This is a genomic window from Methanoregula sp., assembly GCF_049510175.1.
Taxonomy (GTDB): Archaea; Halobacteriota; Methanomicrobia; order Methanomicrobiales; family Methanospirillaceae; genus Methanoregula.
The window spans coordinates 463,080-489,556 of the sequence record NZ_JBEKZF010000002.1 but is presented as its reverse complement, the minus strand read 5'-3'; the positions used below and the strand labels follow the sequence as shown (position 1 = coordinate 489,556).

Sequence of the window (26,477 nt, the reverse complement as noted above, 5' to 3'; positions counted from 1 at the left end):
CATCATTCCCTGGTGGACAGGGAGACTGTTTTTATTTTCACTCCATCCCCCCTCCTCTTATATTCCTTGAAATTCCATTAAGGATCAACGATGAAACTCATCCACATCGCTGATACTCATCTCGGGCTTGCCGCTTTTTCACGGCTTGATCCCGAGTCCGGCATGAATCTCAGGGAAAAACAAATCTACGAGAATTTCCTTGCTGGTGTGGATATCATAGTAAAACAAAAACCCGACGTCCTCGTCCACGCGGGCGATCTTTTCGACACGGTCAAACCGAAGACGAAAGCCTACACAACAGTTTTGGAAGCACTCGAACGGCTCCACGCAGCCGGCATACCATTAGTAATAATAGCCGGCAACCACAGCATGGTGAAGACACGGTACACGACCTCGCCGTTCGAGGTGCTGACGTACCACAAGTCGCAGATCACAGCAGCATACAAATTCCGGTACGAAAAGATAGAACTCGGCGACACGGTCTTTCACCTGATCCCGAACATGCTCCGCGTGGAGGACTACCGCACAGCATTTGACGAGATCGAACTCTCCTCCTCCTGCAACAACGTCCTCGTGACCCACGGCCTCGCGACACAAATAAAAGACAAACGATTAGCAACAGTCGCGGAGCACGAGCTGGACGGCACGATCCTCTCCGAGAACTTCGATTACATCGCGCTCGGCCACTACCACCGCCAGTGCCAGGTGACGGACAATGCGTGGTACTCGGGCTCCACGGAGTTCCTCACGTACGGCGAGATCGCGGACGAGAAAGGCGGCCTTGTCGTGGACCCGGGCCGGCACGAGATCCGATACCTTGCGCTCCCGAAGACGCCGATGGTGGACCTCGGGACGATCAAATGCCAGGGCGTGCACCCCGGGGATATCACGGAGGAGATCATCGGCCGCGTGACGCAGAAGTGCCTGCCGCAGTACGCTATGGCGCAGGTGACGCTCGACGGGCTCTCGCGGGAGCACGGGAAGGGGATCGATATGAAAGACCTCGCCGGTGTCCGCGAGCAGCTCCTCGACCTGAAGATCCGGGTGAAGTCGGAGGACGAGGACCGGCCGGTCCCGCTCCAGCAGGACATCCGGATGATCGATTACCTGCAGGAGTACGGGGAGTTCATCGGGAAGCAGCAGCTCAGTGCGAAGCAGAAGGAGTTCGTCCTCACCCGGGGGCGGGACGTGCTCCGGTCCGTGATGGACGAGCACCGGGGGACCGCGGAATGATCCCCCAAAGCGGTTTTTCTGAAATGGTAGAAATACGAGGGCTCCCCGCCTCAGGACCTCTCCGGGGATTGAGTGGTTCATCAGAACCACGAAATCGAGAAGAACCATCAGGTTCTTCGAAGCACGGCGGGGCAAGTCCGGTTTCCGGAAAAACTGGTAACGAAACCTCCACGAGAATGTACTGCGATGGACATGGCAGGAGTACAGGTAATACGTTGTTATCGCAATCGGGGGATGCCCACGCAGCGGGGGCAACGCCCCCAAGAGCGTCAATAAAAAACCGTTCCGGAGTGATTGCATGATCCTCGACCGGCTCGTGCTGAAGAACTTCAAGCGGTTCCGGCACGCGGAGATCCGGTTCAAGGACGGCATCACCGGCATCCTCGGGAACAACGGCACGGGCAAGTCGAGCCTCGTGCAGGCGATTTTCTTTGCCCTCTACGGCGTGCAGGCAACCGGGATTTCTGCCGACTACATCGTCTCCTCGTTTGTCGGCCCCCGGGAGAAGTGCGAGGTCCGACTCGACTTCCGGATCGGGGGCGACGAGTACACGATCCTCCGCACGTTCAAAAAAGGGAAGACCGTCTCCCACGACGCCACGTTCCACCACGGGGGAAAACTGGTGGCCACGGGCGTCAGCCAGGTGGAGGAGGAGGTGAAGCGGACGCTCGGGATGGGCCCGGTGGACTTCCGGAACACCATCTACGCAGGGCAGAAAGACCTCCTCACCCTCCTCGAGAACACGCCCGGCAGGCGGAAGGAGTGGTTCCTCAGGGCGCTCGGGATCGATTACCTGAACACCGAGAGCCAGAAATGCCTGAAAGAACAGATCGATGCAAAAGACAGCGAGCTGCGGTCTCTCGAAGGCGAGCTCAAGGCACTGGCCGGGCGGCAGGACGCAGAAGAGTTCGCCGCGCTCCAGGCATCGGTCGCGGAGTTTGGAAAAACCCTGCAGTCCCTCGCGGCGCAGCACGCCGGGGCTTCGGAGAAAAAGAGATTACTCGATGAAGAGCTCCGCGAGCAGGACCGCAAGAAGACCGAGCACACACAGCTCCGCGAGCGGCTTGCATCGGGCGAAAGAGAAGCCCGGGCACTGGCCGGCCAGAAAGTGCAGCTATCGGCAAAGCTCGACAGCCTTGCACAGATGGAGCCGGAGTTCCGCGCTCTGGAGAAGCAGATCGCCCTTATCCCGGAGAAGAAGAAGCAGTTCGAGCTCTTCCGGAAGCAGAAAGCCGAAGCCGACAACCTCAGAACCGAAGAGCGTTTCGCCCTCCAGAAGGCAGCCGAGCTCAAGGCAACCGAAGACAAAGCCCGGGCAAAACTCCTCGGCCTCGACCGGGACGCTATAAAATTACAGTCTCTCATTGCGGAGATCGCAACGACCCTTGCCCTCGGCCCCGGTATCTCCCAAGCTGCTCTCGAACCCGCTGTCGCCGCCTGCGGGGAGAAAATCCAGCACGCGTCCGCCACGCTCTCCGCACGGCAGAACCAGCTGGAAACAGAACACACAAAGATCCTCGCTGATTTCGAGACCATCAAAACCGCCGGCCCCGAGGGCACCTGCCCCCTCTGCCGGCAGAAGCTCGGCACCCATTTCACGGAGATTGAACAGGAGTTCGGAGCGAGGATCCGAAAGATCGATGAAGAGGCAGTGGAAGTCTTTCGGGGAGTGGAGAAGGTCATTGGCGAGAAAAGACGTCTTATGTCCGTGAAGCCGGCGCTTGTCGAAGTCCGCACGCTCGAAGCGAAGCTGAAGCAGCGGCCGGAGGTCGAGGCGGATCTCGCAGGGGTCCGGGAGCAGATCGCCGCCCAGCTCAACGCACAGCAGGCTCTCACAAAAAAGATCGCTGAGCTCGCCTTTGACGGTGCAGCGTTTGCTGCCGCAGAGAAAGAGATCGAGGAACTCGAAAAAACCGAACGGAAGTACAACGACATCCGCCCAAAGCTCGCAGAGGTCACGCACGTAAAAGAGCAGTCAGCAGACCTCGATACCCGGATCCGGGAAAAAACACAAGAACTTGAAAAACTCAGGAGCGGGATCGCCGAATCGCCTTATGACGAGAAGAAGGGCACCGCCCTCGAACAGAAGCGGCGTGAGATCGAAACCGCTCTCCGCTCGACAGACACCGAGTCCGCCCGGACCGCCGAACGCCTCCGGCACACGGAAGAGAAGATCGCACAGTACAAAAAAGCCGAGACCGAGATCGCCGGCCTGAAGAGGCAGGGAGACGCACTTAACGAAGAACTCGGACTGCTGAAACTGACCCGGGCGCTCATCGCCGAGTACGTCGTCTACCTTATGCAGGTGGTCCGGAGCCGTCTCGAGGGCGAGGTGAGCCGGATCATCAGCGAGATCACCGGCGGGCGGTACGAGCAGGTGCTCCTTGACGAGGACTTCAACCTCCTCGTCCGCGACGTGGACAACGACTACGCGATCGACCGGTTCAGTGGCGGCGAGCAGGACGATATCGCGGTCGCACTCCGGATCGCGCTCTCCCGCTACCTTGCCGAGCTCCACCAGGTGCACGAGAGCACGTTTTTGATCTTCGACGAGATCTTCGGGAGCCAGGACGAGGAGCGGAGGAACAACCTCCTCACCGCCCTCCGGACGCAGGAGTCCCGCTTCCCCCAGATCCTCCTCATCTCCCATATCGCTGAGATGCAGGGCGAGTTTGCGAACACCCTCGTGATCGAGATGGGGACCGACCAGTCGAGCCGGGTGAGGGAGGTGGCGTGATGGGGTTTAGGGGCAGCCATGCTTTCCGGACCGGAGAACACGAGAATCCTGATAATCCCCCGGGAACTCAAAAAAAGAGCAGGGATTTGTGAAACGACGTTTCTCCCGGGAAACTGATTAAAAAAATATGAAATCCGGAACACGGGAAAAAAGACCAAAATTCTCCGTTACTCACCAGGACGAGTCGATGATAAAGCTTGTGAGAGAGACCGACCATAAAACACTGGCCGTCTGGGCAATTGATTGTGCCGGGCGTGTCCTGCCCTCCTTTGAGGAAAAATATCCGGATGACCCCCGTCCCCGGAACGCCATCGAAGCATGCCGGGCATGGATAAATACAGGGGTCTTTAAAATGGCTGACATACGGGGGGCTGCGCTTGCAGCCCATGCTGCTGCCCGTGAAGTGGGTGAAGATACTGCCGCCCGCTCTGCTGCCCGTGCCGCAGGCCAGGAGGTGGCAACTGCACATGTTCCCACTCATTCTCTTGGTGCTGCAAATTATGCCTTACAGGCTGTCTGGAGATCCACAGAACCCTCTGAAGCCGACGCGACCGTAGCCAGAGAGCGGGACTGGCAATACCACCACCTGCTCGTACTGCGAGAAAGATCAGCTTCGGAGAAAAAAGGGTAAAAGAATTTTTCACAAAAAAAGTAAGATTTTGTCAGTCTCGCAGAGCGGGACGAAAAACGTGAAATGGATCCTTCCCGCTTCAGCTTCCATGCCCCATGCTCATTTTCCCCACGCGCCCCCACGCCCTTATATCCCATTACATGCCAAACCAGTATTCAACGGATGAATGACGAATACTCCGGTGCAGTGAAGGAAGCGGCCGGCCGGATCCGGGCCACCATCCCGGCAGACCTCGTGGAGAAGTTCTCGAAGACGAGCGGGATCACACCTGCGGATTTCATCCCCTGCACATCAGCCCCGTGCGGCGAGGTCTGCGCCGTGGACGGATCCAATGTCACACTCCTGGAGTCCGGCAGCATGGCGCTGGCCGTGGTCCGGGCAGTCCAGACCACGTTTGACGGCATGGAGCGGGTGCGGCGCTCGGTCACCCCTATGACCTTTGCCCTGATCGGGCCGGAAGAGGAGAACCAGGATTTTCCCCTCCTCTATGCCGACTGCTTCGGCCAGCCTCCGGGAAAACCGCTCACAAACGAGGACATCACCCGGGCTGCCGGCATCCTCCGGGACACGCTCGAGTACTGGGTGACGGAGACGATGGCAAACGAACTCGGGACCGGCGCCCTCCTCCTCCGGGACGGCCCCCTGCGGGTCTCGCACGAGAGCCACAACCCGGTCCTCACTCGCATCGCGCTCGCATGCAGGGACAGGGAGATCGGCCTTGCCGGCATCAGCAAACGATCGGCCGCAACGTGGGGAGGCGGCCACCCGCTCCTCCCCTCGGTCTTCGGACTTGCGAAGGCTCACGGGATCAAAGCCCCGTGGTGGTGCAGGATCGATCCCGCCATCCTCGACCATGCCGCGTTCCCGCAGTGGCAGCACGGCGAGATGTACGTGGCCTGCCTCCACCATCGCTCGAAAGGGCCGCTCAAGATCGAGCTCCCCCGGGGCACAACGAACGCGGGCGGGATCATGGACCGGCTCGCCGGCTGTTCCGCGGACGGGAGGATCCCCGGTTACCCGTACCCACTCTTCGATGCCCACCGCACCGTCGCCCTCACGGAAGAGATCGCGGCGCAGCTGAAGGGCGACCTGCTCGGCCGGCTCGCGGAGGCCGGCATCGATCGGCAGACCTATGAGATCCTGTTCGGAGATTACCATGATGAATTTGCGCGATACTGAAACCACCGACGCATCGAAGTACCGGCTCATCGGCAGGAGCGTGCTATTCTACCGCTTCATCGCCCCCCACAGCGAGACCCTCTACATCGGCGACATCAAGAAGATCGTCGACACAACAAAAGGCTCAACCTTCTTTGCCAAGATCACCGACCTCTCGCACGATTCCAACTTCGCCGACCCGAAGTGGGACACCCGGGCCTATGCCGAGCAGTTCTACGGCCTCGGCGAGGACGTCTTCATCACGGTCGATGCCGTACCCCTCGGTTTTGTCGACAGGGAAGGAAAATTCCACAAGCCGCGCACCATCCCCTCCAAGTTCTCCACCGTGGAAGACCCGACCGCCGAGGACTTCCGCTTCCTCACCGAGCAGATGGGCGAGATCGAGGTCGGGCTCATGCGGAGCGGCCAGGACGTGATCAGGGACGTCCCGGTCCGGATCCCGGCCCGCGTCCTCCCCCAGCACATGGGCATCTTCGCGACGACCGGCATGGGCAAGTCCAACTTCATGAAGACCTTCTGCGCCTCCTGCATGAAGGAGCAGAAGTTCGGCCTCCTGATCGTGGACCCGCACGGCGAGTACGTGAGCGGGGGCAAGTCCTCCACCGGCGAGCCCACGAAAGGGCTCGTCCACTACACGAACGGCAGGGACGGCCTTGCGATCTTCACGATCCGGGGCGAGGCGGACCGGAAGAAGTACGCGATGAACCGGCTCTGGCTCGAGTACGACGACTTCCGCCTCTCCGACCTCTCCATCCTCTACGAGCTCACCTCCGCACAGTACGACATCATCGAGGCATTTTCACGGGTAGGCGGAAAGGAGGTCATACAGTTCTTCGAGACCGTCGACCCCGAGATCTTCCCGGTCAAGGACCCGGCAGCCGCCGGGATCAGGGAGGGGAGCCTTGCGTACCAGATCCGGAACTCGATGGCAGGCCCGGTCCGGGTGATCCAGCGGCACATCGAGAACCTGGTCAATGGCAACAAGGCCTTCTTCCGCGAGCAGGGCTCGTCGGTGCAGGAGATCATCAGCAGCCTCCACGCCAACCGCGTTGTCCTCATCGACATCCCGGACATGGGAGAGCGAAGCGAGCTTTTCGTCTTGTCGGTCATCACACGCATGATCATGGAGAAGCACCGCTCCGAGGCCCGGGGCTACGGGATCGATGAGAAGCAGGAGTCCTCCCACCAGGTGCTGATCACGATCGAGGAGGCGCAAAGGGTCCTCTCCGCGGGGGGGGCCTCCACCCAGATGTTCCGCGAGTGCGCGATGGAGGGGAGAAAATTCGGCGTCGGCCTCTGCGTGATCACCCAGCAGCCGAAGAACGTGGACCCCAAGGTGCTCGCCCAGATCAACACCTTCATCGTCATGGGCCTCGGCGACCGGGGCGACCGCGAGATCCTCATGGGCAGCGCCAAGCAGGACCTGAGCAAAATGGAGATCGAGATCCAGACCCTCGACCGGGGCGAGGCGATCATCTCCACGATCGGCATCCCCTTCCCGGTCAGCACCCGCATCCACCGGTACGAGGACTACATCGCCGGCCTCAATAAGGAGAAGAAGCCATCCATCAGGGACGGGCTTCAGGCAGGGTTCTGAAAAATCTTACACCTGCCACTTCTTCGAAATCTTTTACACCACCATCGTCCCATAGCAGATGGTATGAAACTCCCTGTCCTTGTCCTTGTCGCGCTCCTCGTTGCCGGGTGCTGGTGTGCCGGGTGCACGTCTGCATCCACGCATGCCCCGGCAAAGACACCAACAGAACCTCCTCTGGGCCCGGTGATGACAACACCGGCCGTACCGGTCTTCACCACGCCGGTAATTGGCGGTCATGCGGAAGTGGGGATCACCGTTATGCGTGAAACGGAATCCCCCAACAGCACGAGCCGTCCGGCACCGGTTATTACCGGTAACCCGTAAGCTCCCATCCGCTGCCCGGAGTGAGTGGAAAGTGACTGCAAAAAAGTGCCCGGCGCACTGACCGCCGCGGACCCGTTTTTCCCTTCTTCGCGATCCTTTCACCACCCGGCCACCGGCATATCGCTTCCGGACGGATCGGCGGGCACGGCTGGTAATTAACAGGCATGGAAGCCCTGGTACCGGCCATCGCGGCCCAAAAAAGGATGAAAAAGGTTAGTGTTTGGTAAATGGGTTGAAGACGTTCTCGTAGATCATGTCGCTGCCGGTGTTGTGCAGGCGTTCGCGCTCCGTTTTCTCCTCGACATATGCCATGAGCGGGAGTTCCATGTTGACACCGGGCACGTGGCCGAACATCTTCTCGAGTTCGACCTGCTGGGCGTGCATGAAGAGCGTGTTCGGGATCTCTGCCGGGCAGACTTCCTCGCACTGGCCGCAGTTCACGCAGGAGTCCGCGATATGGGCGTACCGGATCAGGTGGAACATGAAGTTGACCGGCAGCTCGCCGGGTGGGACATACGCCGGGTTCCTGGTCGTGCAGTCCACGCAGTAGCAGATCGGGCACTGGTCGATACACTGGTAGCACTTGATGCAGCGGGAAGTCTCGGCCATAATCTTCTTGAGCCGGTCCCTGCCTTCCCCGAGTCCCTCGAAGTCCTTCTTGCGCCACTTGTCGCCGAGCTTGAACATCGCGCCCTCGACCTTTCCGCGGATATCGAGGCCCTTCGGGTTTGCCGGCTCGGTGGCCAGGATGCCCTTCTTGATTGCGCCGTCCATGAGGTTTGCACCCTTCTCAGAGCAGACCTCGACAAAGGTCGCCTTGCCGGCCCTGGGGCCGATAACGCCCCAGTTCCCGCAGGCAAGGTCTGCCTGCCGGGGGACCTTCATCTTGCAGCGGCGGCAGTTTGTCCTGCGGCCGTAGCCGGCCTCTTCGAGTTCATCGATGGAGATACCCTTGTGGCCTCCCTCGTACTCGATGATGAACTGGCCCTTGTCGATCTCTTCCTTGTGCACCTTCTCGGGATCGACCGCAAACTTGTCGGCGATCATCTTCCGGGCGAGCACCGGGCTGACCGATCCTCCGCAGTTGACACCGATCATAATGATGTTGTCGAGGTTGATCTGCTTGCGCTTGGCCAGTTCGTAGAACGCCATCGCGTCACAGCCCTTGACCGTGACACCGATCTTCATGTCCCTGGCCCCGTCAAGGTATTTCTTGATAAGCTTCGGGATAAGCAACGTCCCGCAGTGGAGCGATCCGGCAGTGCTGGCAAGGTCCTTGGGGTCGGTGATCAGGACCGGCTTGGCATCATAGAGGTCCACGCCCCTGGTTACCACGAGGACTGCATCGACCGCCTTGGACTCGAGCGCATACTTCCACAGGCTGGTAACGGCACCGCCGAGTTCCGCCTTCTTCTGGATTTCGGCGTCGTTGGTCCACGCATAGAGCATATCGCCTTTCTTGGTCATGGTACTCAGGCCTCCTTGATCTTCTCAACCTTGACAGCACAGTGCTTGAGCTCCGGCATCTTGGAGAGCGGGTCGAGCGCCGTGTTGGTGAGGTTGTTTGCACCATTGGCGAAGTGCATCGGCATGTACAGCACTTTCGGGGCCACATCGTCAGACACCCGTGCAACGGCGATGGATTCGCCACGGCGGCTTGTCACCTTGATCTTCTCGTGCTGCCTGATGCCAAGCTCCTTTGCGTCCTGTGTGTTGATCTGGACGTAGTTTTCGGGTACCTCGTAGTGCAGCACTGCGCAGCGGTCCGTCTGGGTCCTCGTGTGGTAGTGGAAGATACAACGCCCGGTCATGAGCGTGTACGGGTACTCCGCGTCCGCTACTTCCGCCGGCGGTTTGTATTCGAGGCCGAACATGGTGCCAAGACCGTCAGCAGCCGCGAACTTCTCCTTGTGCAGGATAGGTGTTCCCGGGTGCTCGATAGTCGGGCAGGGCCAGTGGATCGCCTCGGGCTTCTCGATCTTCTCGTAGGTCACACCGAACTGTCCGGGAGTTACCGCACGCATGTCGTCCCAGACATCCTTCGCTGTCTTCCAGTCAAAGCCCTTGAGGTCCATCTTCTTTGCGAGCATAGCGATGATCTCCCAGTCGTATTTTGACTCGCCGGGACCGTCGACAGCTTTCCTTACACGGTTGACACGCCGCTCGCCGCTGGTGAAGGTGCCGTCCTTCTCGGCAAAGCAGGTACCGGGCAGGACCACATCGGCATATTCGCAGCTCTCGTTCCAGTAGATATCCTGCATAACGAGGAAATCGAGTTTGTCGAACGATGCCCTGACGTGGTTGGAGTCGGGATAGGAGACGACCGGGTTCAGGCCAAGGACGTACATCGCCTTGATCGGGTCGCCGCACTGGTTGATCTGTTCGGTCAGGGTCACCCCATACCAGTCAGGCAGGGAACCTTCCTTCAGGAACCAGAGTTTCTCCATCTTTGCACGGTTCTCGGGGACGGCGACAGCCTGGTAACCGGAGAAGACGTTCGGGTACGCGCCCATATCACAGGCGCCCTGCACGTTGTTCTGGCCACGGAGCGGGTTGACACCGACACCCGGGCGTCCGATGTTGCCGGTGAGCAGCGCAAGGTTGCCCATCGAACGGACATTGTCGGTACCGGTGGTCAACTCGGTGATGCCGAGGCAGTAGATGATGACCGCGTTCTTTGCATTCGCATACTCGCGGGCAAACGCCTTGACCTTCTCGAGCGGGACACCGTGGATCTTCTCGGCATCGGCATACTTCTCGACGGTCTTCTTGAGGTCCTCAAAGCCCTTGGTACGCTTCGCGATGAACTCCTTGTCCTCGAGGCCTTCCTTGATGATCCAGTACATCATCGAGTTGGCGAGCGCAATGTGGGTCGAGGGGTTGAACCGGATCCATTCATCGGCAATCCGCGCCGTTGCACTCAACCGCGGGTCAACGACAACGATCTTGATCCCCTTCTTCTTGGCCTGCATGACGCGGCGCCCGGCAAGCGGGTGGGCCTCGACGGCATTCGAACCCCACATGACGATCAGGTCGGAGTTCAGGACATCCTCGAACGGGTTGGTGGCTGCACCGGACCCGAAAGAGAGGGAAAGACCGGCAACCGACGGCCCGTGGCAGATACGCGCACAGTTGTCGACGTTGTTGGTCTTGAAGGCACACCGTGCCCACTTCTGAAAGGCGTAGCAGTCCTCGTTGACGGTACGGCACGAGGTCTGGAAACCGAGGGCCCTGGGGCCGAACTTGTCGGAGATCTCCTTAAACTTTTTCGTAATCAGGTCAATGGCTTCGTCCCACGAGGCTTCCTCGAACTTGTCGCCCTTCTTGATCAGGGGTTTGGTCAGCCGGCCCGGCTTCTGGACCGATTCCCAGCAGGTCGCACCCTTGGGGCAGAGCTTGCCTTCGTTGATCGGGGACCGCTTGTACGGTTCGACGCCAACGAGCTCATTCCCCTTGGACACGAGGTTCAGGCCACAGCCCACCCCGCAATAGGGACACGTCGTCGCTGTATACTTCAATGGTGTAATTTCTTCACTCATTCATGATCACCAACTCACGCCTGAAACCCATTATAAAACAGGTTTCAATAACCAGTTTGTTAACAGAATATGGTTATAGCCTGTAGTTTGCATAAATCCCATATAAGGGTTTTGAAATTTTCACAAAAAATGGTGAACAGAAGTGGGTTTATAAATTCAAACGGTAATGTATTGAGTGTTACGTTCGTGGCAAATAAAGACAAGAAACAGGTAACGAACTGCCAAACCTGAATGAGAGGCGAACATCAGCTTGAAAAAACGCCGCATACCTCCGTTGTTTTCCGCCCTTTTGCAGACAACGCTCACGTTATGTGACGGGGTTCTGTTTGATGAGTGCGGGGCCTGTCCGCACTGCGGCGGGGAACTTTCCGGGTATGATGTCAAAAAAAAGCAGTTTGCCATTGTTATGGAAGGAGAACAGAAGAAGGTAGTCTATGTACTGGTGAAGCGTTTCCTCTGTCACGGGTGCGGGCAGGTCTCTCTTGCCAACCAGCCTTTTTACCCGGACACCCGGATCGGGTCTCCGGTTGTGGATCTCTGTGTGACACTCGGCGAGACCATGCCGTACTCCCGGGTTTCTTCCTGCCTTGCAGAGATGGGAATTGTTGTGGACCGCTGGAGTGCGCGCAACTATATACGAGACAACCACCGTTCGGTTCCCTCAGTAGACATGTTCGGTATCAGGGTCCCCCTGTCAATTGGTTCCCTGTCTACCCTTGCAATGGGAATATCCGGGGGAGGCAGGATTGATGGACCAGCATTGCTCGCTGCATGCAATTATCCGGCCATCACTCAGCTGTCCCGGACACGGCCTGCCGGTGAGAGCGGAACCGGGATATAACTGCACGCAGTTACCAATCGTAAAAAGTTTATCAGATGTAATGCCAACGGTGTATAATGACAAAAGGACACCATGATTATTCTCCTGAAGCTCTCGCCGCCAGCATGAATATCCCTGGTGTCAGCCCGGAACTGAGGGACCGGGTACAGCAGTGCGTGGCCTTTCATACCTACCCGGCCCCGGGCGTCCTCATCGGGGCATTCATGGTGGACTATGCGCTGGAGCTGCTCGGTGCAAACCCGGAGCAGAAGCTCTACGCGGTCTGCGAGACGCCCAAGTGCCTTCCCGATGCGGTCCAGGTGATTGCCCGGTGCACGACCGGCAACCAGCGGCTGCGCGTTGTACCGATCGGGAAGTTCGCGATCACCCTCAACGGGGTTTCTGACCAGAAAACGACCGATGCGATACGGGTCTACGTGGACCTGGAGAAACTCAAAAAATTCCCCACCATCGATACCTGGTATGCAAACAGTCCTGCCTACGACAAGGCAACGATGAAAGGCGCCCTGCAGGACGAGATCTTCAGGGCGGGACGGGCGATCCTGTCCTTTGAGCGGGTGCAGGTGGGTGTCAGGTCCAAACGGAAATGGAAATCGGTCACCTGTCCCTCCTGCGGCGAGACCGTCCCCGATTACATGATCGAAGGGGATCACTGCGGTGCCTGCGGCTCGATGAAATATTATAAGCGGTTGTCCTGATAACGGATCGGGAGATGCAAAACCATCTTTTTTAACATCGCGGTTCTTCTCCGGGCCGGAGAGAGCCTGCGCATGTTTCTCATGCTGATAACAGGACGCAACACCGTTGCCCGGAAGAACGGGTAACCCATACAACGGGGTGCAGACCGGGTTACGTGACCCGGGTCAGCGCGCCGGTGGCAAGATCGTAATAGAGCCCGTGGACTGCCACCCGTTTCTCAGCGAGCGCCTTTTTGAGGAGCGGGTAGCTATGCAGGTGCTCGATCTGGAGCCGGACGTTCTCCTGCTCGATGAGGCGGTACCGCTCCTCCTTCTCAGGTACGGTCTCCGGGACGGAAATTTTCTTATCAACCCGCGACTGTGCCTCGCGGGCATTGTTCAGCCAGAGCGGGATGTAGGCATCGTTGCTCTCCTGGTCAAGGGCACGGATGGCTCCGCAGTTCGAGTGCCCGCAGATGACCACGTCATTCACTTTAAGGTGGACAACGGCATATTCCAGCACGGTGGCAAAGTTCCAGTCATGGATCGGCACGATGTTGCCGATGTTGCGCTGGATGAAGAGTTCACCGGCCCGGGCCTGCGTGATATGCCCGGACTGGAGCCGTGAGTCCGAACAGGCGATCCAGAGCGTACTCGGGTGCTGGCTCCCCGCCAGTTCCTTGTAATAGTCAATGTTCGGGGTAAAATCCGTCTTCTGAAACCTCAGGTTACCGAGTAAGAGATTATCGATCATGCCACAAACCTCTAACGTACATATACCGGTTTCGAGCCAGTTTATGAGTATACTGATACTGGCAGGAAAAGAGAAAGAATGTTTCGGAATGATGCCATGCAGGGCTGCGTGATCGTCCGAGACGCCGGGAACCGGGCACACAGGATCCGGCAGCTGTTCATGAATAGGTCTGCCGGGCTGCATTTCTCTGGATATTCAATCAGTTTCAACCCAATTACAGGATAATGGATAGAACCTGAAACAGAGAGATTGATCGATTTTTATCAAGCATAACCAGTTGTCCTGTCGCAGTTTCTCGCGTGGTCCGTATATTACGGCGCGAAAAGTTTCAGAGCGAAACCCTGTCCGGTGAGCAGGAGAGGTTGATCCTTTGCTGATGCATTCCATGCTACGGCATACAGGAGGAGCAGGGCATTGTCCAGTGACACCTCGAAACGGGTAGTGTATTTGCCTTCCGGTAGCAGGGACTTCGCCAGAAGACCGGCATCCGGTGCGGAAAAATCAATGAACTGGTCCGGTTGATCCAATGAGTCTTCAAGCAGCAGTCCCTGTTCCCGGATAATAGAAAACGCCGTTACAAGAAGCGGCCAGGGGTTTGTGTACTCCAGCTCTGCCATTGCCGCCTCAGCCACGCGTGCCGCTTCCCGGTAATCTCCCTCGGCAAACCGGGCAAACCCCACAGCCGCATAATGTGCTGCTTCAGGACTCACATCGGCCATCTGTTCACGGACGGTTTCGCAGTAGGTTTTGAGCGGTTCTTCAAGGGCTTTCCCCGCCCCCCTGCCGGACTCCGGAGCAGCGCCGAACCGGAATTTCAGCCGCACGAGCAGTATCGTAAGGCTCGCTGCATACAGCAGTTCGAGAATAATATTGACCGCAAAATCCGAGGGCAAGACAAAGAAGAGAAAGGAATAGATCGGCGTTGTCAGCGCAACAATATCTTTCTGGGGCCGTATCCACGCCAGGTACGCCAGAATGAAGGATCCTATGACACAACCGGCGGCATAATACCGGACATCGACGCTGCTTCCCCTACCGGAAAAAAACAGGGCAAGCAATGCACCGCCAAAGGAGAATACCGGTACTGCCAGCTCCAGGAGCAGGACCATGGAACCGGTTATCCGGAAAGTTTGGGAATTTTTTTTACCTGACATCTGCATCATCATCTCCGGTGTAAATTCTGGTATCTTGTTACAGGAAGATCTCAAAAATCCCGATACGGGTACTCAACATCAGGTCTTGGATTTTTTTACTTTCCTGATGGACACGCAGTTGATTACCGGCTCGCCGACAAGGATGTACCGGCGGATTACCTGTCCGAGCACCTCAACGATATCGTTCACTTTCACGTCCTCTTCCGGGCTGGTGAACATCTTGACCGATATTGCACCGGACCGGTCTGCGACGAGGTACTGGGGGCGGTTCAGGAACTGAAAATACACCCGTTCCACAACGCCCTCAATCCGCACCGGTTTCCCGACCATGTTCTCGTTGATCAGCCTGACCCGCACCGTCTTTGCCTCGGCTTCATACTGGGGAGCAATATCCGCATACTGGCTCCGGCTCATGTAATTGAGCGCAATAGGGATGACCAGCAGCATGAACAGACAGGGGATAAGCCAGATGAGCTGCGACCTCACCTCGGGACTGATCACAGATGCACCAAGTAAAAGAATGGTAAAGATCACAAACACCACGATGGTGATAGTGGAGACCCTCACTTCGATATTTCCGATCTTCATCAGAACAATTGTTTGCCGTTTATCTACTTCAGTCCTGCGATTGCGTTGCGGGATGCCGTAAAGTGAGGGTAACCGGGCGATGCCACAATAGCAAGTATAAAAAACGAAATCCGTGTTTATCCGGATGAGATGAACGCGGGCCGCAGGGCTGAAAGGTGAGGCGACGACAGACGGGACTGCGTTAAACAACCCCTGCTGTTGCGGTTACGGATACCCTGAGACGGGTATCCTCCGTTTATCATAAAAAAATATGATTGTAGTGGAACATTACTTCAGCGCTGCAATCTCTTTCCGGAATGCGACCCAGTACAGGACACCGACAAAGAACAGTCCGCCGACGATGTTACCAATTGTCACCGGTATGAGGTTTACGGTCCACATGTTGATCCAGTTTACCGTCGTCGCTGTATTGGTTACACCAGCGGTCAGGATACCCGCCGGAATAAAGTACATGTTTGCAACACTGTGTTCGAACCCGCTGGACACGAAGGCCATGATCGGGAACCAGATACCGAAGAATTTCCCTGCCGCATCATCTGCACAGATACCGAGCAGGATAGCGAGGTTGACGAGCCAGTTGCAGGCAATACCCTTGAGGAACGCAGACCACATGCCCATCATTCCGACATAGCTGGTCTTTGCCACAGCAATGGCAATCGCACGGGTACCGAAGGCAGTGATCGTCGCCGTGCCATCGGCACCGAAGGAAACAAACGGTCCATTTGCCATGATATAGGCAAATACGATGGATCCGATCAGGTTGCCGATGTAGACGAAGATCCACAGGTTGATGACCTGCATCCAGCTGACCTTGTGGATAAACGCTGCCATCGGGGCGAGCATAGCGTCACCGGTGAAGAGTTCTGCACCGGTAAGGACGATGATAATAAGCCCAACAGGGAACGTCGCTCCCAGGATCAGCTGTGCCATACCGGCTGATGCGAAGCCGCCGGCAACGGCCCCGGCTTTAATTGCATCTGCAGAATAAGCGATTCCTGTACTGCAGACCGTTGCGAGAGCAGCACCCATAGCGATATAGGCACCAGCCATGAATCCGCGAAGGAGCATGTTCCATGCGGGCAGGCCTACCTTGTATTTTCCGGCATCTCCTGCCTTTGCAGTAATTGCTACCGGAGGATGAAACACCATTTTTTTACACACCTCTGAAATCTTCACCTATACCAGCAACATACAATACGAATCTTGTATAGGTCAAAGAGAAATTCTCTTATGTTGTTATTAATAATTTTCGAATTGTTCGCCGTTCCGGGCCAGATTTCCGGGTATTCCCCGGCCGGATGCAGATCGAACAAGGATATCGTTCATTCACTTTTTTGCCATGTTAAGTATTTTATTTCACGACGTCAGAAGGCAGGAAGATCACGCTGCTGATCTCATCATGGATTTTGCATACTTTTCCCTGACGCGCATTTTAAACCCACAAAAACATCCCGGAAATGAAAAAATTTTCACATTTTATGAAATTTTTTATCACATTACAGAAAATTTCATGTAAATTCACAACATTCATCCATGAAAAAGGAATAATTACTCATCGGACTTCCGGGAATATTCTCATGAAATGTTCAGCGATAACCGGCAACGTATTCGGCAACCATGACTGCAAGGGGCATAAGGAATGCCATGACCGGCTGGTCTCCATACTCCCCAGACTGCCGGACACCCTCAAAATCCATGAGCCGGTTCCCGCTTCCGTTGAAGATCTCGAGCGCGTCCATGTTCCGGGATACCTCACGTGGCTCGAGAACCAATGCGTGAAACATGTCGACTTTTGCATGCTCGACGATTATGTCTATACCGGCGGATACCTGGAGCAGAACCAGATCGTACCGGGTTTCCTGGATCCGAATACCTATATCAATCCCTGTTCCTACGAGGTGGCGACCTATGCGGCGGGGTCAGCCATCGATGCCGTGAACCGGTCCCTTGACGGGGAATGCTGTTTTGCGCTGGTACGCCCGCCGGGCCACCATGCGGAGGCAGACCGCGCCATGGGGTTCTGCCTCCTGAACAATGCCGCCGTTGGAGCAGCGCATGCCCTCAACCATGTCGATCGCGTGGCCATCATCGACTGGGACGCCCATCACGGGAACGGGACGCAGAATATCTTTTATGACAGTAACCGGGTGCTTTACTGTTCGGTACACCAGAAAGACATCTTCCCCCATACCGGGTTCACCGAAGAGACCGGCAGGCATGAAGGGGAGGGGTATACGATCAATGCCCCGCTTGCCCAGAACTCGGGGATTGCTGACTATGCCTGCGTATTTTCGGAGATATTCATTCCGGCTCTTGAGCGGTTCAGACCGGACCTCGTCATCATATCCGCGGGCCAGGACGTTCTTTCCGATGACCCCCTGGAATGCATGAACCTGAGTCCCGCAGACATCGGCAGCCTTACGGCATGGGTCCGTGATGCAGGAGAGAGCGCCCTTGCACTCGTACTTGAAGGGGGATATGGCCCTTCCCATCCGGAAGCAATCTGCCGTATCTTTGACACGCTCGAGAAACAGCTCCCTGCCGGAGTACCCGCAGGTACGCCCGGAAAAGCAACAACAGAGACGGTCCGTCTCTTAAAAAAACTGCACCGGCTTTCTTAAAAAAATCCTCCGGATCCCTGCCGACCGATGAACGGTTTATCAGCACCACACGCTGCCCGGTGTATCCTGCTCCTGTTGTCTGCCAGCATAAAACCGTTAAACACAATACCAACGGGGCACTATTGGTCTGTATGGACCGGAAGATACAGATCCTGCTGGTGTCGGGGATCGTTATCACCCTCATTGTATCTCTCATCAATATCTATGCTGCCGGCATTGTCTTCGTCATCCTTATTGCTCTCCTGATGTCGGTCGCGATCATGCAGGACAGCATGCTCCTGCCGGATGTCACGGCTGAACTCAGAGAGGATGCAAAGGCAGTGGTCATCCGGAACACCGGCACTGCGACAGCGGTGAAGATACACGTAGCGCTTGTCCCCATGAATATCGAGTTCGATCTCCCGGCCCTTGATGCGGACCAGGCACACGAGTACCCGCTTGAGAAGATGATCGAAGAGGTCAAGGCAGTCGTGACCTTCGAGAACACGAAGGGGGATATCTTCTCCCACTCGTACAAATTGTCTGCCTGTGGCAGCGAGTACGATCCCCTCAAACCCATGATCCCCCTCTTTCAGTGGAAGTGAGCGGCAGCTCTGCCGGCCGACACACCCGGAACTTTATCGGGCCATTGTGGGATAGGCGTGCTGCAGCACCGGGCAGGGCGCTCATCGGGACCACCGGGATCCGTCTTCCATGCATGGTGATCGTACCGGTTTCCCACGGGAAGGCATCGGTTTTTTATCAGCCGTATCCTCCGGAACAGAGGGGAAGTCTCCGAAAGCGGGATTGCACCGTGGATTTCCTCACCTGAAAAGAGCAGCAGCTGGACTATGAGGGATCTCCCGTTGGTTTTGCAGGAATGCTGATGCGAAAAAAGGTAAGGAATGCAAGGGTAGTGCTGATACGATAATCTGCACATTATCTGTTTTTTAACGTCCGAAAAGAGGTAACGGAGGTCATACTGCCTTCGGTATAACAGGCAACGTTCCTGCAATCGTTATCAATGCACTTATATAGGAAAATTGGTCATATTATGAATCTGAAAACAATTTTTCAAAAAAGAGGTGTGTATTCAATCATGAAACCAGAAGATGCAAAGAAAATTATAGCAATGGCAATCGACAGGGAAGTCGAGTCATACACGTTTTACCGTGGTGTTGCTGATAAGGTAAAGGCCCCGGCGTTAAAATCGCTTTTCGCAGAACTTGCCGGAGAAGAGAAGAAGCACCGCGTGTTCCTGGAGGGAATGCTCACGAAGGATGTATCGAAGCTGAAGTTTGATCCCTCGCATGACTACAAGGTGGCAGATACACTCCCCTCGCCACCCCTGAGCGTTGACATGAAACCTCTCGAAGGTATTGTCGTCGCGATCAAGAAGGAACTGGAAGCCATGCAGATGTACACCCAGCTCGCAAACCTGGCCAAGGACAACGAAACGCAGCTGCTCTTTTCCCAGCTGGCAAACATGGAAAGAGGCCACAAGGCCCGTCTTGAAGATATCTACACAAACATGGCCTTCCCGGAAGTCTGGTAAACGAACCGGATGTGCGTGCGGGGATTATATCCCCCATTTTCTTTTTACATACCCTACAAAACGACGATAGCTCGCCGCATCTGTTCTGGAATTAACCGTTGATAAAACGAGGAATTCGGGAGAACGAAGGTATTCCAAACGCCCCGGAGGCGTGTTTGCGCCACGTCTCTCCGGATTTCATCATTGCACCTCTTTGTTTTTTAGTCCTTTCCCTCTCCGGTCCTGCCGTCGGGAACTTCAAGGGGAGTTGCATCCCAGGGACAGAAGCGCTCGCTGCCGGTGGTTTCCCATACGCACGCAGGGCAGCGCCGGATATGCCGGTCCCATCGGAAGAACGGGATGATCGGGATAAAAAGGAACAGAAAGAAAAACGGTAATCCCAGGTACCACATCAGGGCCGTGGCGGCGATTGATACAGCCAGCAGTATAAGGCTCGTTCTCCACGCGTTCATCGTACACCTTTTGGAAAATTAACGGGAAAATACCCGGTCCCGCAGGGCAATTTCCCTGACTGCAAAGGCCGGCAGGGCATCAGCCGCAGGCCCCAGTTCACGTGCAAGATCCACACCGCCAAGTTCCCGGGTAAAGAGCGGGGCTCCGATACCGGCGACAATGATCTCAGCCGCGGAGCAGGCTGCCGCACAGTTCCTTACCGCATCGCAGACCATATTCCGCTGCTTTTCCCAAAACTGCCAGGCGATCTGCACCGCACCGTCCTCCCCGATCTCTTCAAGGTCTGCACAGACAACACGGGCCAGCCGTCGCAGGGATGCTGCCCGGGTCTTCTCCCTGTGGTCCGGGGTATCACAGGTATATTGTCCTGGTGTGATATTCCCGAGAACGAGATGGGCATCGGCACTCGTGGCAAAATATTCCGTGCTCACCGGGGTCCGGACACCTCCAAGTTCCACCGATTGCAGGAGCGTCGCGATGTTCGTCCGCAGCATCCCCGTGTAGAGCAGGAATCCCTTCTGGAGCCGGGCAAGGTCGGTCAGGCCCGGCAGCTCGGGAAACCGCGCGAGGGGGATGATATCTGCCGTGGTACTGCCGATATCCAGCAGGACTGCCCGGGGATGGTTCGTTCTGAGGCAATCAGCCGAGGCCAGCCAGTTGGCGGCAGCCAGCTGCGGCACGGCATCCCTGTGGAACGCAGCATCCGTACCGTAAAACCGGGCCCGGGGGAAAGCCTCCCTTACCGCATCCACGATAAATGCAACCCCCTGCATCTTGTTGTCGAAACAATCAGCGAGTTCCCCGCTCATGACAACGGCCACCGGCTCCTCCCGGTCGGTCACGTACCGCTCCAGGAGTGCGGTGATCGGCGCCTTCTCCCAGAGCGGGCAGTAGTGGATATGGACCCCCTCGTCATCCACCACTTTCAGGTTTGCCCCGCCAACGTCAATGCCGATCATGCACGGGTTACCTTCCCGTTGGTATCGAACCGGACATGCCCGCTGAGATGAACGTCCTTTGGCCCTTCGCCCTTTGACGCGGCGATGAGGAGTGACGCGATCTCTTCCTTCATACAGGCAGCGATACCCACGAGACTTGTCGTGATCCGCGGGTTGACATCCACCACGTACACCTTGTCGGCAACCACCACGTCCACGCCGCAATATCCCTGGCAGCCGAGGACCGCAACCGCTTTTTGTGCGGTCTCTGCGATCTCAGTTTCGCGGACCGGATGGACCGGGGTTTCGCCGCCACGGTAATGGAACGATCCGTCAGGAGCAATCTCGATCTCCTGCCGGTTCACCGCGAGAATGACCGGGGAATTGCCGGAAAAGTAGAGGCAGGCATCGCCGATGACCCGGTTCGCGATGAGGCTCACTGAATAATGTTCACCCTCGATATATTCCTGTGCAAACTCGCCATCGGACGGCTGGCCTGCGGACAGCCGGACTCCCTGTGCCCCGCAGCCCTTTACCGGCTTTATCACACGCTTCCCGGTCCCTGCCTCTCCCGGGACCGGGATGCCGTTGTCCCGGAGGATCTTTCCGGTCTGCACCTTGTTTGCACAGAGCGCCGCGGTCATGAACCCGCAGCCGAGGTTATGCGTGGACTGCTCCAGGAGAAACGTGTAGTTCGAGAGGAGGTGATCCGGGGCGATCACGAGCCCCATGTCGCAGCTCGGGGCGAGCCTTGTTATCTCCTCGCCAAAGTCGCCGGGGCCGGGCGTCACGACTTCGTAACCGCAGCGTTCGAAACTTGCCCTGAGCACGGACAGCATCGCGGCCCCTTCGTGGGCAAGGGAGGGATCGTGCGCAACCGTATATTCGGCGAGGAGGACGTTCATCCCTCTTCTTTACGCTCTGCAATGAAATTACCCTATCCGATCGGTGAGTTATTTGTACCACGCCAGCTATAGAACAATGCACATGAGACCATCGATCCTGCTGACCAATGATGACGGCGTGACCTCCATCGGGCTCTGGGCCGCATACGAAGCACTCAAACCCATCGCAGACGTCACGGTGGTCGCCCCCGCCACCCAGCAGAGTGCGGTCGGCCGATCGATCTCGATCTTCGAGCCCCTGCGGGCGAACCAGGTGATCATAAACGGCGAGTCTGCGTGGTCGGTGGCCGGCAAGCCCACCGATGCGGTGATCATCGGCCTCTATGCCCTGAAACTCAACCCCACGCTGGTCGTGAGCGGGATCAATATCGGTGAGAACCTCTCGTTTGAATCGATCATGACCTCAGGAACGGTCGGTGCTGCACTTGAGGCGTCCAACCAGGGCACAAAAGCGATTGCCTTCTCGCTCCAGGTGGAAGACCAGGGGGACAAATTTGACGATCCGAGCACGCACGGCCGGAGTTTTGCGGAGTCAAAGAAGATTGTGCGGGACGTGGTCTCCCGCGTGCTGGAGAAAGGGTTCTGCCCGCATGCTGACGTGATAAACGTCAACATCCCCTCCCATGTCAGAGGCGGGTATGAGGTGACACGGCTTGCCCACAAGCTCTTCCATACGGGGGTCGAGAAGCGGCTCGACCCGCGGGGGAGACCGTATTTCTGGATCAACGGCCCGCTCTTTGAGGATGCAGAGGAAGGGACGGATGTCCATGCGGTCCGGAAGGGAAATGTATCGGTAACCCCGATCACCCTCGACTGCACCGCCCACGATGCAAATGAGGAGATAAAAAAGGTTTTTTTCCCATAATTCCTGCCTGCCGGCCGCCGCTTGTATATCACCAGTTTTAATTATTCCCGCACTGATACCTATCACGAGCATGGACGAGAAGGCACGTGCCCAGACGGCATCAAAGAGTGCGGCCGGGTTCCGGGCTGCTGACATGGTGGAAGACGAAATGGTAGTCGGGCTTGGCACCGGTTCGACCGTATTCTATATGATCGAACGGCTCTCTGCCCGCATCCGTGAGGGGCTGAAAGTTTCCGGCATACCGACGTCATACCAGACGGCTATACGAGCGAGGGAATATGGCATACCGCTCACTACGCTCGATGATTATCCAATCATTGATATAGCCATTGACGGGGCCGATGAGGTCGATCCCCACCTGAACCTGATCAAAGGAAGGGGTGCTGCCCATACACGGGAAAAATGCGTCGCATCTGCAGCATTCCGGTTTGTTGTCGTCGTGGACGAGCAGAAGGTCGTCCCCCGCCTGAGTGCCCCGGTTCCCGTTGAAGTGATCCCGTTTGCCGTGCGCCCGGCCATGAGCCAGCTCCGGGAATTCGGCTGCCTGCCGGTGATCCGCGAGGGCGTCAAAAAGGACGGCCCGGTGATTACGGACAATGGCAATTTCATTGTTGACTGCACATTTTCGGAGATAGCACGGCCTGCAGAACTCGAAGATGCAATCGCCCGTATCCCCGGGGTCGTGGAGAGCGGGTTATTCTGCGGTTTTGCGGAAAAGACCACGCTCATCGTGGGCAATGAAAAAAAATGTAGGATAATTACATCAGCGGATATAGTCCCGTAACTTCTGTACAAGAGCCAGCTGGTTGTTTGCTTCTTTCTTCTTCTCTTTCTCAATGCTGTCCATGATCTCATGGATCGGTTTTGCCAGCTCGTAGATCTTGACCGGGCGGCCCTTGCTCTCTGCCTTGCTCTCCCTGCTGGAGATCCAGTTCTGTTCAATCAGGTAGCGCATGGCAATGCTGACTTCCGGTTGCCGGAGATCCGTCCCACGCTCAATGGCGCGTGAGGTTGCTTCCGGTGTATTCGCAAGAAATACCAGGACTTTTGCCACATTCCGCTTCGTTCCAATCTCGATGAGAAGGTTGGCAAACTCTTCCTCCTTCTCGGTAAAGTACATCACGTTTTCAGTTCTCATGCATCACATCCATCTGTTTTTCACAATGTATAGAGTATAATTATCTAAATTAGGATATATAGGCTCTGTTATTGGCATGCAACCAACGCGAAATTTATATATTAAAAGAACGGGGCAGGGTATAAAATACTGCATACACGTTATAAAAATGAGAATAAATTTAATTTATTCTGCAGGCAAAAAGGAGAATTACAGGAGGCCCAGGCTCCGCAGGTCCGACAGAATCTTGACAACCGCTTTCTTTGCATCTTCCGGTACCTTGCCACCGGTAATAATCAGTTTGCCGGATCCGAAAAGCAGGACCACAACTTTCGGGTTATCAAGGCGGTAGACAAGCCCCGGGAATTGTTCAGGTTCATATTCGATCTTGTCGAGGTTGAAACCAACGGCAATTTTATTGAGGTTGATGGGCGTTGCAAGATCTGCAGAGGTTACAATATTCTGGATCTTGTAGTCCAGTTTCTTGGGGATATCGATCCCCTGTTTGCGCAGGAGTCCCCCGAGAATGTTAAGGCCTTTGCTCAGGCTGTCGATGCTCTTGGCACCGGTAAGGACGACCTTGCCCGATCCAAAGACGAGCGCGGCGATCTTCGGGTCCTGCATCCGGAGGACCACGCCCGGGAACCGCTTCTTGTTATATTCGGCATCCTTGATCTTGGATGCAAGAGCGGGAAGATCCAGATAATCGCACACCTTCGCGGAGGCAACGATGTTTTCGATCTTGAGGGAGTCTTCTGGTCTGACCTTCATATTTATAAATGCCACAAAACAGTATTTAAAAAGTTGGGTTCATATTCCGGACTTTTATTCTTCCAGGGTCGATATGTCGCCCGGGTCCAGACCCATCTCTTTTGCCTTGAGCACACGCCGCATGATCTTGCCGCTCCGGGTCTTGGGCAGGGAGTCCGCAAACTCGATCTCGGAGGGCATCGCGATAGGCCCGAGGGTAATCCGGACATGGTAGATGAGTTCTTTTTTGAGCTTGTCGCTGGGGGTGTGGCCGACCCTCAGGGTTACGAATGCTTTTATGGTGTTGCCCTTCAGGGGATCCGGTTTCCCGATGACTGCCGCTTCCGCCACTGCCTTGTGGGAAACAAGCGCGCTTTCGACCTCGGCAGTCCCGATGTTATGCCCGGCTACCACAATCAGGTCGTCGGACCGCCCGATCACCATGATATACCCGTCCTTGTTTTTAACCGCGAGGTCTCCGACCGCATAGCAGCCCGGGATCGTATTCCAGTATTTCTTGTACCGTTCCTCATCATGGTATACCGTGCGCAGCATGGAAGGCCAGGGTTCCCGGATTGCAAGGAACCCGCCGGTCCCCGGGGGAAGGGATTTGCCATCTTTGTCGACAACATCCGCTACTACACCGGGGATGGGTTTTCCGGCAAATCCGGGCATCATCGGCTCGCCGATGACCGTCGTAATCATGTGCATACCGGTCTCGGTCTGCCACCACGTGTCGACGATCGGGCACTGGCTTTTTCCGATGACCCGGTAGAACCACTCGAACGCCTCCGGGTTGAGCGGTTCGCCCACCGAGCCAAGAATACGCAGGGTGCTCAGGTTGGACTTGTTGGGCCATTCCTCGCCCAGCTTCATGAACATGCGGATTGCCGTGGGGGCGGTGTAGAGAATAGTGACCCCGAATTCCTCGACCATGCGCCAGTAGACACCGGGATCAGGATGATCCGGTGTACTTTCGGTAACCATAATTGTCGCACCCATTAACAGCGGACCGTAGACAACGTAGGAGTGGCCGGTGATCCAGCCCGGGTCTGCAGTGCACCAGTAGACGTCGTTGTCCTTGATGTCAAAGACATTTTTGGTGGTATAATATGCACCGACCATGTACCCCCCACAGGTATGCACGATTCCTTTCGGTGCACCGGTCGACCCGCTTGTGTACAGGATAAATAACGGGTCTTCCGCGTCCATGACCTCCGGCTCGCAATCAGATTTGACATCCTTGATCAGGTCGTAGAAATCCACTTCCATCTCGCGGTGGATCTCGACGGGCTGGCGGAGCCCGCGCCGGAGGACGACGATATGCTCAACACTGGGTGCGTTGATGATGGCTTCCTCGATGATCTGCTTCAGGGGGATTGACTTGCCACGCCGGAACGTGACATCCGCCGTGATGACAACCTTTGCCCCGGCCCCGACAATCCGGCTGTTGAGGGCTGTCGCCCCAAAGCCGCCGAAAACCACGCTGTGGATGGCGCCGATCCGGGCACAGGCCAGCATCGATATGATCTGTTCAGGGACCATCGGCATATAGATGCAGACACGGTCACCTTTCACGACACCCAGGTTTTTCAACCCGTTTGCAACCTTCATCACTTCGCGGTAAAGCTGGCGGTACGTGTAGATCCGCTCGGAATCATCCTCTCCTTTCCATATGAGGGCTACCTTGTTTCTGCGGGAGCTCATCACATGGCGGTCAAGACAGTTGTACGTGATGTTGGTCTTGCCGCCAGTAAACCAGCGTGCATACGGGTAATTCCATTCCTTCACCTTTGTATAGGGAGTAAACCAGTGCAGCTCTTGCGCGGCACGATCCCAGAAACCGTCAGGATCGTTTCGGAATTCAGCATACGCCTCCTGGTAATCCCCCATCCAGCTGTTTTTCCGGTAGGATGGGTCGGGCGTGTAATACTTGTCGGTCAGTTTGACATCAAAGTCTTCAGCCATGAACAACACCGATTTAACACTATTAATAATGAGTGATTCAAAAAAAAGGTTGTCGTTTTCGGTCGGGAAAAA

At 56.4% G+C, this 26,477-nt stretch carries 25 protein-coding genes; 13 read left to right on the top strand and 12 right to left on the bottom strand.

Annotation, left to right across the window (positions count from 1 at the left end):
* Positions 1-90: 90 nt before the first annotated feature.
* The 6 genes from ABSG49_RS05565 (at position 91) to ABSG49_RS05540 (ending at position 7,701) form a co-directional block, all read left to right on the top strand.
* On the top strand, positions 91-1,233 hold the full coding sequence (locus tag ABSG49_RS05565; RefSeq protein ID WP_424025117.1) for a metallophosphoesterase family protein: 1,143 nt from the start codon (positions 91-93) through the stop codon (positions 1,231-1,233).
* Positions 1,234-1,531: 298 nt separating this feature from the next.
* Entirely contained in the window at positions 1,532-3,970 is a 2,439-nt protein-coding gene (locus ABSG49_RS05560; RefSeq protein ID WP_424025116.1) for an AAA family ATPase, read from the top strand.
* 187 nt (positions 3,971-4,157) lie between these two features.
* Positions 4,158-4,601: a putative immunity protein gene (locus tag ABSG49_RS05555; protein ID WP_424025115.1), complete on the top strand. Its 444-nt coding sequence runs from the start codon at positions 4,158-4,160 to the stop codon at positions 4,599-4,601.
* Between the two features lie 162 nt (positions 4,602-4,763).
* Positions 4,764-5,780 (top strand): DNA double-strand break repair nuclease NurA, encoded by a 1,017-nt coding sequence (locus tag ABSG49_RS05550; protein ID WP_424025114.1) that lies wholly within the window; start codon positions 4,764-4,766, stop codon positions 5,778-5,780.
* Positions 5,758-7,377, top strand: a complete 1,620-nt coding sequence (locus ABSG49_RS05545; protein WP_424025113.1) for an ATP-binding protein — start codon at positions 5,758-5,760, stop codon at positions 7,375-7,377. The genes ABSG49_RS05550 and ABSG49_RS05545 overlap by 23 nt, the downstream gene beginning before the upstream one ends.
* Before the next feature lie 63 nt (positions 7,378-7,440).
* Positions 7,441-7,701, top strand: a complete 261-nt coding sequence (locus tag ABSG49_RS05540; protein ID WP_424025112.1) for a hypothetical protein — start codon at positions 7,441-7,443, stop codon at positions 7,699-7,701.
* 213 nt (positions 7,702-7,914) lie between these two features.
* Here the strand turns inward: ABSG49_RS05540 and ABSG49_RS05535 are convergent, their stop codons facing one another.
* Together ABSG49_RS05535 and fdhF are read right to left on the bottom strand one after the other, a co-directional pair.
* Positions 7,915-9,168 carry a Coenzyme F420 hydrogenase/dehydrogenase, beta subunit C-terminal domain gene (locus ABSG49_RS05535; protein WP_424025111.1) on the bottom strand — a complete coding sequence of 418 codons (1,254 nt, stop codon included), beginning with the start codon at positions 9,166-9,168 and terminating at the stop codon, positions 7,915-7,917.
* Positions 9,169-9,173: 5 nt separating this feature from the next.
* Positions 9,174-11,240: a formate dehydrogenase subunit alpha gene (gene fdhF, locus ABSG49_RS05530; RefSeq protein ID WP_424025110.1), complete on the bottom strand. Its 2,067-nt coding sequence runs from the start codon at positions 11,238-11,240 to the stop codon at positions 9,174-9,176.
* A gap of 289 nt (positions 11,241-11,529) precedes the next feature.
* Between fdhF and ABSG49_RS05525 the strand changes: the two genes are divergently transcribed.
* A complete protein-coding gene (locus ABSG49_RS05525) occupies positions 11,530-12,081 on the top strand; it encodes a hypothetical protein (RefSeq protein ID WP_424025109.1) in 552 nt (183 codons plus the stop codon).
* A gap of 56 nt (positions 12,082-12,137) precedes the next feature.
* Entirely contained in the window at positions 12,138-12,779 is a 642-nt protein-coding gene (locus ABSG49_RS05520) for an FmdE family protein (protein ID WP_424025108.1), read from the top strand.
* 151 nt (positions 12,780-12,930) lie between these two features.
* Here the strand turns inward: ABSG49_RS05520 and ABSG49_RS05515 are convergent, their stop codons facing one another.
* The 4 genes from ABSG49_RS05515 to ABSG49_RS05500 form a co-directional block, all read right to left on the bottom strand.
* Positions 12,931-13,512, bottom strand: a complete 582-nt coding sequence (locus tag ABSG49_RS05515) for a carbonic anhydrase (RefSeq protein WP_424025107.1) — start codon at positions 13,510-13,512, stop codon at positions 12,931-12,933.
* Between the two features lie 311 nt (positions 13,513-13,823).
* A complete protein-coding gene (locus tag ABSG49_RS05510) occupies positions 13,824-14,621 on the bottom strand; it encodes a hypothetical protein (protein WP_424025106.1) in 798 nt (265 codons plus the stop codon).
* Positions 14,622-14,744: 123 nt separating this feature from the next.
* Positions 14,745-15,254, bottom strand: a complete 510-nt coding sequence (locus tag ABSG49_RS05505; protein WP_424025105.1) for a nucleotide-binding protein — start codon at positions 15,252-15,254, stop codon at positions 14,745-14,747.
* Between the two features lie 267 nt (positions 15,255-15,521).
* The gene (locus ABSG49_RS05500; RefSeq protein WP_424025104.1) at positions 15,522-16,403 is read right to left on the bottom strand and encodes a formate/nitrite transporter family protein; all 882 of its coding nucleotides are present in this window, start codon (positions 16,401-16,403) and stop codon (positions 15,522-15,524) included.
* Between the two features lie 428 nt (positions 16,404-16,831).
* On the opposite strand from ABSG49_RS05500, the gene ABSG49_RS05495 reads away from it, so the two are divergent.
* The 3 genes from ABSG49_RS05495 to ABSG49_RS05485 all read left to right on the top strand — a co-directional run bounded on the left by ABSG49_RS05495 (position 16,832) and on the right by ABSG49_RS05485 (position 19,409).
* Positions 16,832-17,875 carry a histone deacetylase family protein gene (locus ABSG49_RS05495; RefSeq protein ID WP_424025103.1) on the top strand — a complete coding sequence of 348 codons (1,044 nt, stop codon included), beginning with the start codon at positions 16,832-16,834 and terminating at the stop codon, positions 17,873-17,875.
* A 131-nt stretch (positions 17,876-18,006) separates the two neighbouring features.
* Positions 18,007-18,459 (top strand): hypothetical protein, encoded by a 453-nt coding sequence (locus ABSG49_RS05490; RefSeq protein ID WP_424025102.1) that lies wholly within the window; start codon positions 18,007-18,009, stop codon positions 18,457-18,459.
* A gap of 494 nt (positions 18,460-18,953) precedes the next feature.
* The gene (locus ABSG49_RS05485) at positions 18,954-19,409 is read left to right on the top strand and encodes a ferritin-like domain-containing protein (protein ID WP_424025101.1); all 456 of its coding nucleotides are present in this window, start codon (positions 18,954-18,956) and stop codon (positions 19,407-19,409) included.
* Positions 19,410-19,609: 200 nt separating this feature from the next.
* Here ABSG49_RS05485 and ABSG49_RS05480 read toward each other — a convergent pair whose 3' ends face one another.
* Genes ABSG49_RS05480 through ABSG49_RS05470 form a run of 3 tightly spaced genes read right to left on the bottom strand, consistent with a single transcriptional unit; the run spans position 19,610 to position 21,705 of the window.
* On the bottom strand, positions 19,610-19,861 hold the full coding sequence (locus ABSG49_RS05480; RefSeq protein ID WP_424025100.1) for a hypothetical protein: 252 nt from the start codon (positions 19,859-19,861) through the stop codon (positions 19,610-19,612).
* An 18-nt stretch (positions 19,862-19,879) separates the two neighbouring features.
* Complete coding sequence (locus ABSG49_RS05475) at positions 19,880-20,821, bottom strand: hydantoinase/oxoprolinase family protein (RefSeq protein WP_424025099.1); 942 nt, start codon at positions 20,819-20,821, stop codon at positions 19,880-19,882.
* Positions 20,818-21,705: an ATP-grasp domain-containing protein gene (locus tag ABSG49_RS05470; protein WP_424025098.1), complete on the bottom strand. Its 888-nt coding sequence runs from the start codon at positions 21,703-21,705 to the stop codon at positions 20,818-20,820. The genes ABSG49_RS05475 and ABSG49_RS05470 overlap by 4 nt, the downstream gene beginning before the upstream one ends.
* 82 nt (positions 21,706-21,787) lie before the next feature.
* On the opposite strand from ABSG49_RS05470, the gene surE reads away from it, so the two are divergent.
* Positions 21,788-22,570, top strand: a complete 783-nt coding sequence (surE, locus tag ABSG49_RS05465) for a 5'/3'-nucleotidase SurE (protein ID WP_424025097.1) — start codon at positions 21,788-21,790, stop codon at positions 22,568-22,570.
* A 70-nt stretch (positions 22,571-22,640) separates the two neighbouring features.
* Positions 22,641-23,354 (top strand): ribose-5-phosphate isomerase RpiA, encoded by a 714-nt coding sequence (gene rpiA / locus ABSG49_RS05460; RefSeq protein WP_424025096.1) that lies wholly within the window; start codon positions 22,641-22,643, stop codon positions 23,352-23,354.
* Here the strand turns inward: rpiA and mreA are convergent.
* The 3 genes from mreA to acs all read right to left on the bottom strand — a co-directional run bounded on the left by mreA (position 23,334) and on the right by acs (position 26,405).
* Positions 23,334-23,708 carry an MreA family transcriptional regulator gene (gene mreA / locus ABSG49_RS05455; protein WP_424025095.1) on the bottom strand — a complete coding sequence of 125 codons (375 nt, stop codon included), beginning with the start codon at positions 23,706-23,708 and terminating at the stop codon, positions 23,334-23,336. The genes rpiA and mreA overlap by 21 nt on opposite strands.
* Positions 23,709-23,897: 189 nt before the next feature.
* The gene (locus ABSG49_RS05450; RefSeq protein WP_424025094.1) at positions 23,898-24,458 is read right to left on the bottom strand and encodes a TATA-box-binding protein; all 561 of its coding nucleotides are present in this window, start codon (positions 24,456-24,458) and stop codon (positions 23,898-23,900) included.
* Between the two features lie 54 nt (positions 24,459-24,512).
* Positions 24,513-26,405, bottom strand: coding sequence for an acetate--CoA ligase (gene acs / locus ABSG49_RS05445; protein ID WP_424025093.1), 1,893 nt, complete (start codon positions 26,403-26,405; stop codon positions 24,513-24,515).
* Between the last annotated feature and the right edge of the window lie 72 nt (positions 26,406-26,477).

Excerpts from the sequence above, each read along its gene's own strand:
- ABSG49_RS05505 (WP_424025105.1), bottom strand. The coding sequence starts at position 15,254 with ATGAAGATCGGAAATATCGAAGTGAGGGTCTCCACTATCACCATCGTG.
- ABSG49_RS05470 (WP_424025098.1), bottom strand. The coding sequence starts at position 21,705 with ATGAACGTCCTCCTCGCCGAATATACGGTTGCGCACGATCCCTCCCTT.
- ABSG49_RS05485 (WP_424025101.1), top strand. The coding sequence starts at position 18,954 with ATGAAACCAGAAGATGCAAAGAAAATTATAGCAATGGCAATCGACAGG.
- ABSG49_RS05490 (WP_424025102.1), top strand. The coding sequence starts at position 18,007 with ATGGACCGGAAGATACAGATCCTGCTGGTGTCGGGGATCGTTATCACC.
- acs (WP_424025093.1), bottom strand. The coding sequence starts at position 26,405 with ATGGCTGAAGACTTTGATGTCAAACTGACCGACAAGTATTACACGCCC.
- fdhF (WP_424025110.1), bottom strand. The coding sequence starts at position 11,240 with ATGAGTGAAGAAATTACACCATTGAAGTATACAGCGACGACGTGTCCC.
- ABSG49_RS05480 (WP_424025100.1), bottom strand. The coding sequence starts at position 19,861 with ATGAACGCGTGGAGAACGAGCCTTATACTGCTGGCTGTATCAATCGCC.
- ABSG49_RS05545 (WP_424025113.1), top strand. The coding sequence starts at position 5,758 with ATGATGAATTTGCGCGATACTGAAACCACCGACGCATCGAAGTACCGG.
- surE (WP_424025097.1), top strand. The coding sequence starts at position 21,788 with ATGAGACCATCGATCCTGCTGACCAATGATGACGGCGTGACCTCCATC.
- ABSG49_RS05510 (WP_424025106.1), bottom strand. The coding sequence starts at position 14,621 with ATGGTCCTGCTCCTGGAGCTGGCAGTACCGGTATTCTCCTTTGGCGGT.
- ABSG49_RS05535 (WP_424025111.1), bottom strand. The coding sequence starts at position 9,168 with ATGACCAAGAAAGGCGATATGCTCTATGCGTGGACCAACGACGCCGAA.
- ABSG49_RS05560 (WP_424025116.1), top strand. The coding sequence starts at position 1,532 with ATGATCCTCGACCGGCTCGTGCTGAAGAACTTCAAGCGGTTCCGGCAC.
- ABSG49_RS05450 (WP_424025094.1), bottom strand. The coding sequence starts at position 24,458 with ATGAAGGTCAGACCAGAAGACTCCCTCAAGATCGAAAACATCGTTGCC.
- ABSG49_RS05555 (WP_424025115.1), top strand. The coding sequence starts at position 4,158 with ATGATAAAGCTTGTGAGAGAGACCGACCATAAAACACTGGCCGTCTGG.
- ABSG49_RS05495 (WP_424025103.1), top strand. The coding sequence starts at position 16,832 with ATGAAATGTTCAGCGATAACCGGCAACGTATTCGGCAACCATGACTGC.
- ABSG49_RS05550 (WP_424025114.1), top strand. The coding sequence starts at position 4,764 with ATGAATGACGAATACTCCGGTGCAGTGAAGGAAGCGGCCGGCCGGATC.
- ABSG49_RS05500 (WP_424025104.1), bottom strand. The coding sequence starts at position 16,403 with ATGGTGTTTCATCCTCCGGTAGCAATTACTGCAAAGGCAGGAGATGCC.
- rpiA (WP_424025096.1), top strand. The coding sequence starts at position 22,641 with ATGGACGAGAAGGCACGTGCCCAGACGGCATCAAAGAGTGCGGCCGGG.
- ABSG49_RS05540 (WP_424025112.1), top strand. The coding sequence starts at position 7,441 with ATGAAACTCCCTGTCCTTGTCCTTGTCGCGCTCCTCGTTGCCGGGTGC.
- ABSG49_RS05520 (WP_424025108.1), top strand. The coding sequence starts at position 12,138 with ATGACAAAAGGACACCATGATTATTCTCCTGAAGCTCTCGCCGCCAGC.
- ABSG49_RS05565 (WP_424025117.1), top strand. The coding sequence starts at position 91 with ATGAAACTCATCCACATCGCTGATACTCATCTCGGGCTTGCCGCTTTT.
- ABSG49_RS05515 (WP_424025107.1), bottom strand. The coding sequence starts at position 13,512 with ATGATCGATAATCTCTTACTCGGTAACCTGAGGTTTCAGAAGACGGAT.
- mreA (WP_424025095.1), bottom strand. The coding sequence starts at position 23,708 with ATGAGAACTGAAAACGTGATGTACTTTACCGAGAAGGAGGAAGAGTTT.
- ABSG49_RS05475 (WP_424025099.1), bottom strand. The coding sequence starts at position 20,821 with ATGATCGGCATTGACGTTGGCGGGGCAAACCTGAAAGTGGTGGATGAC.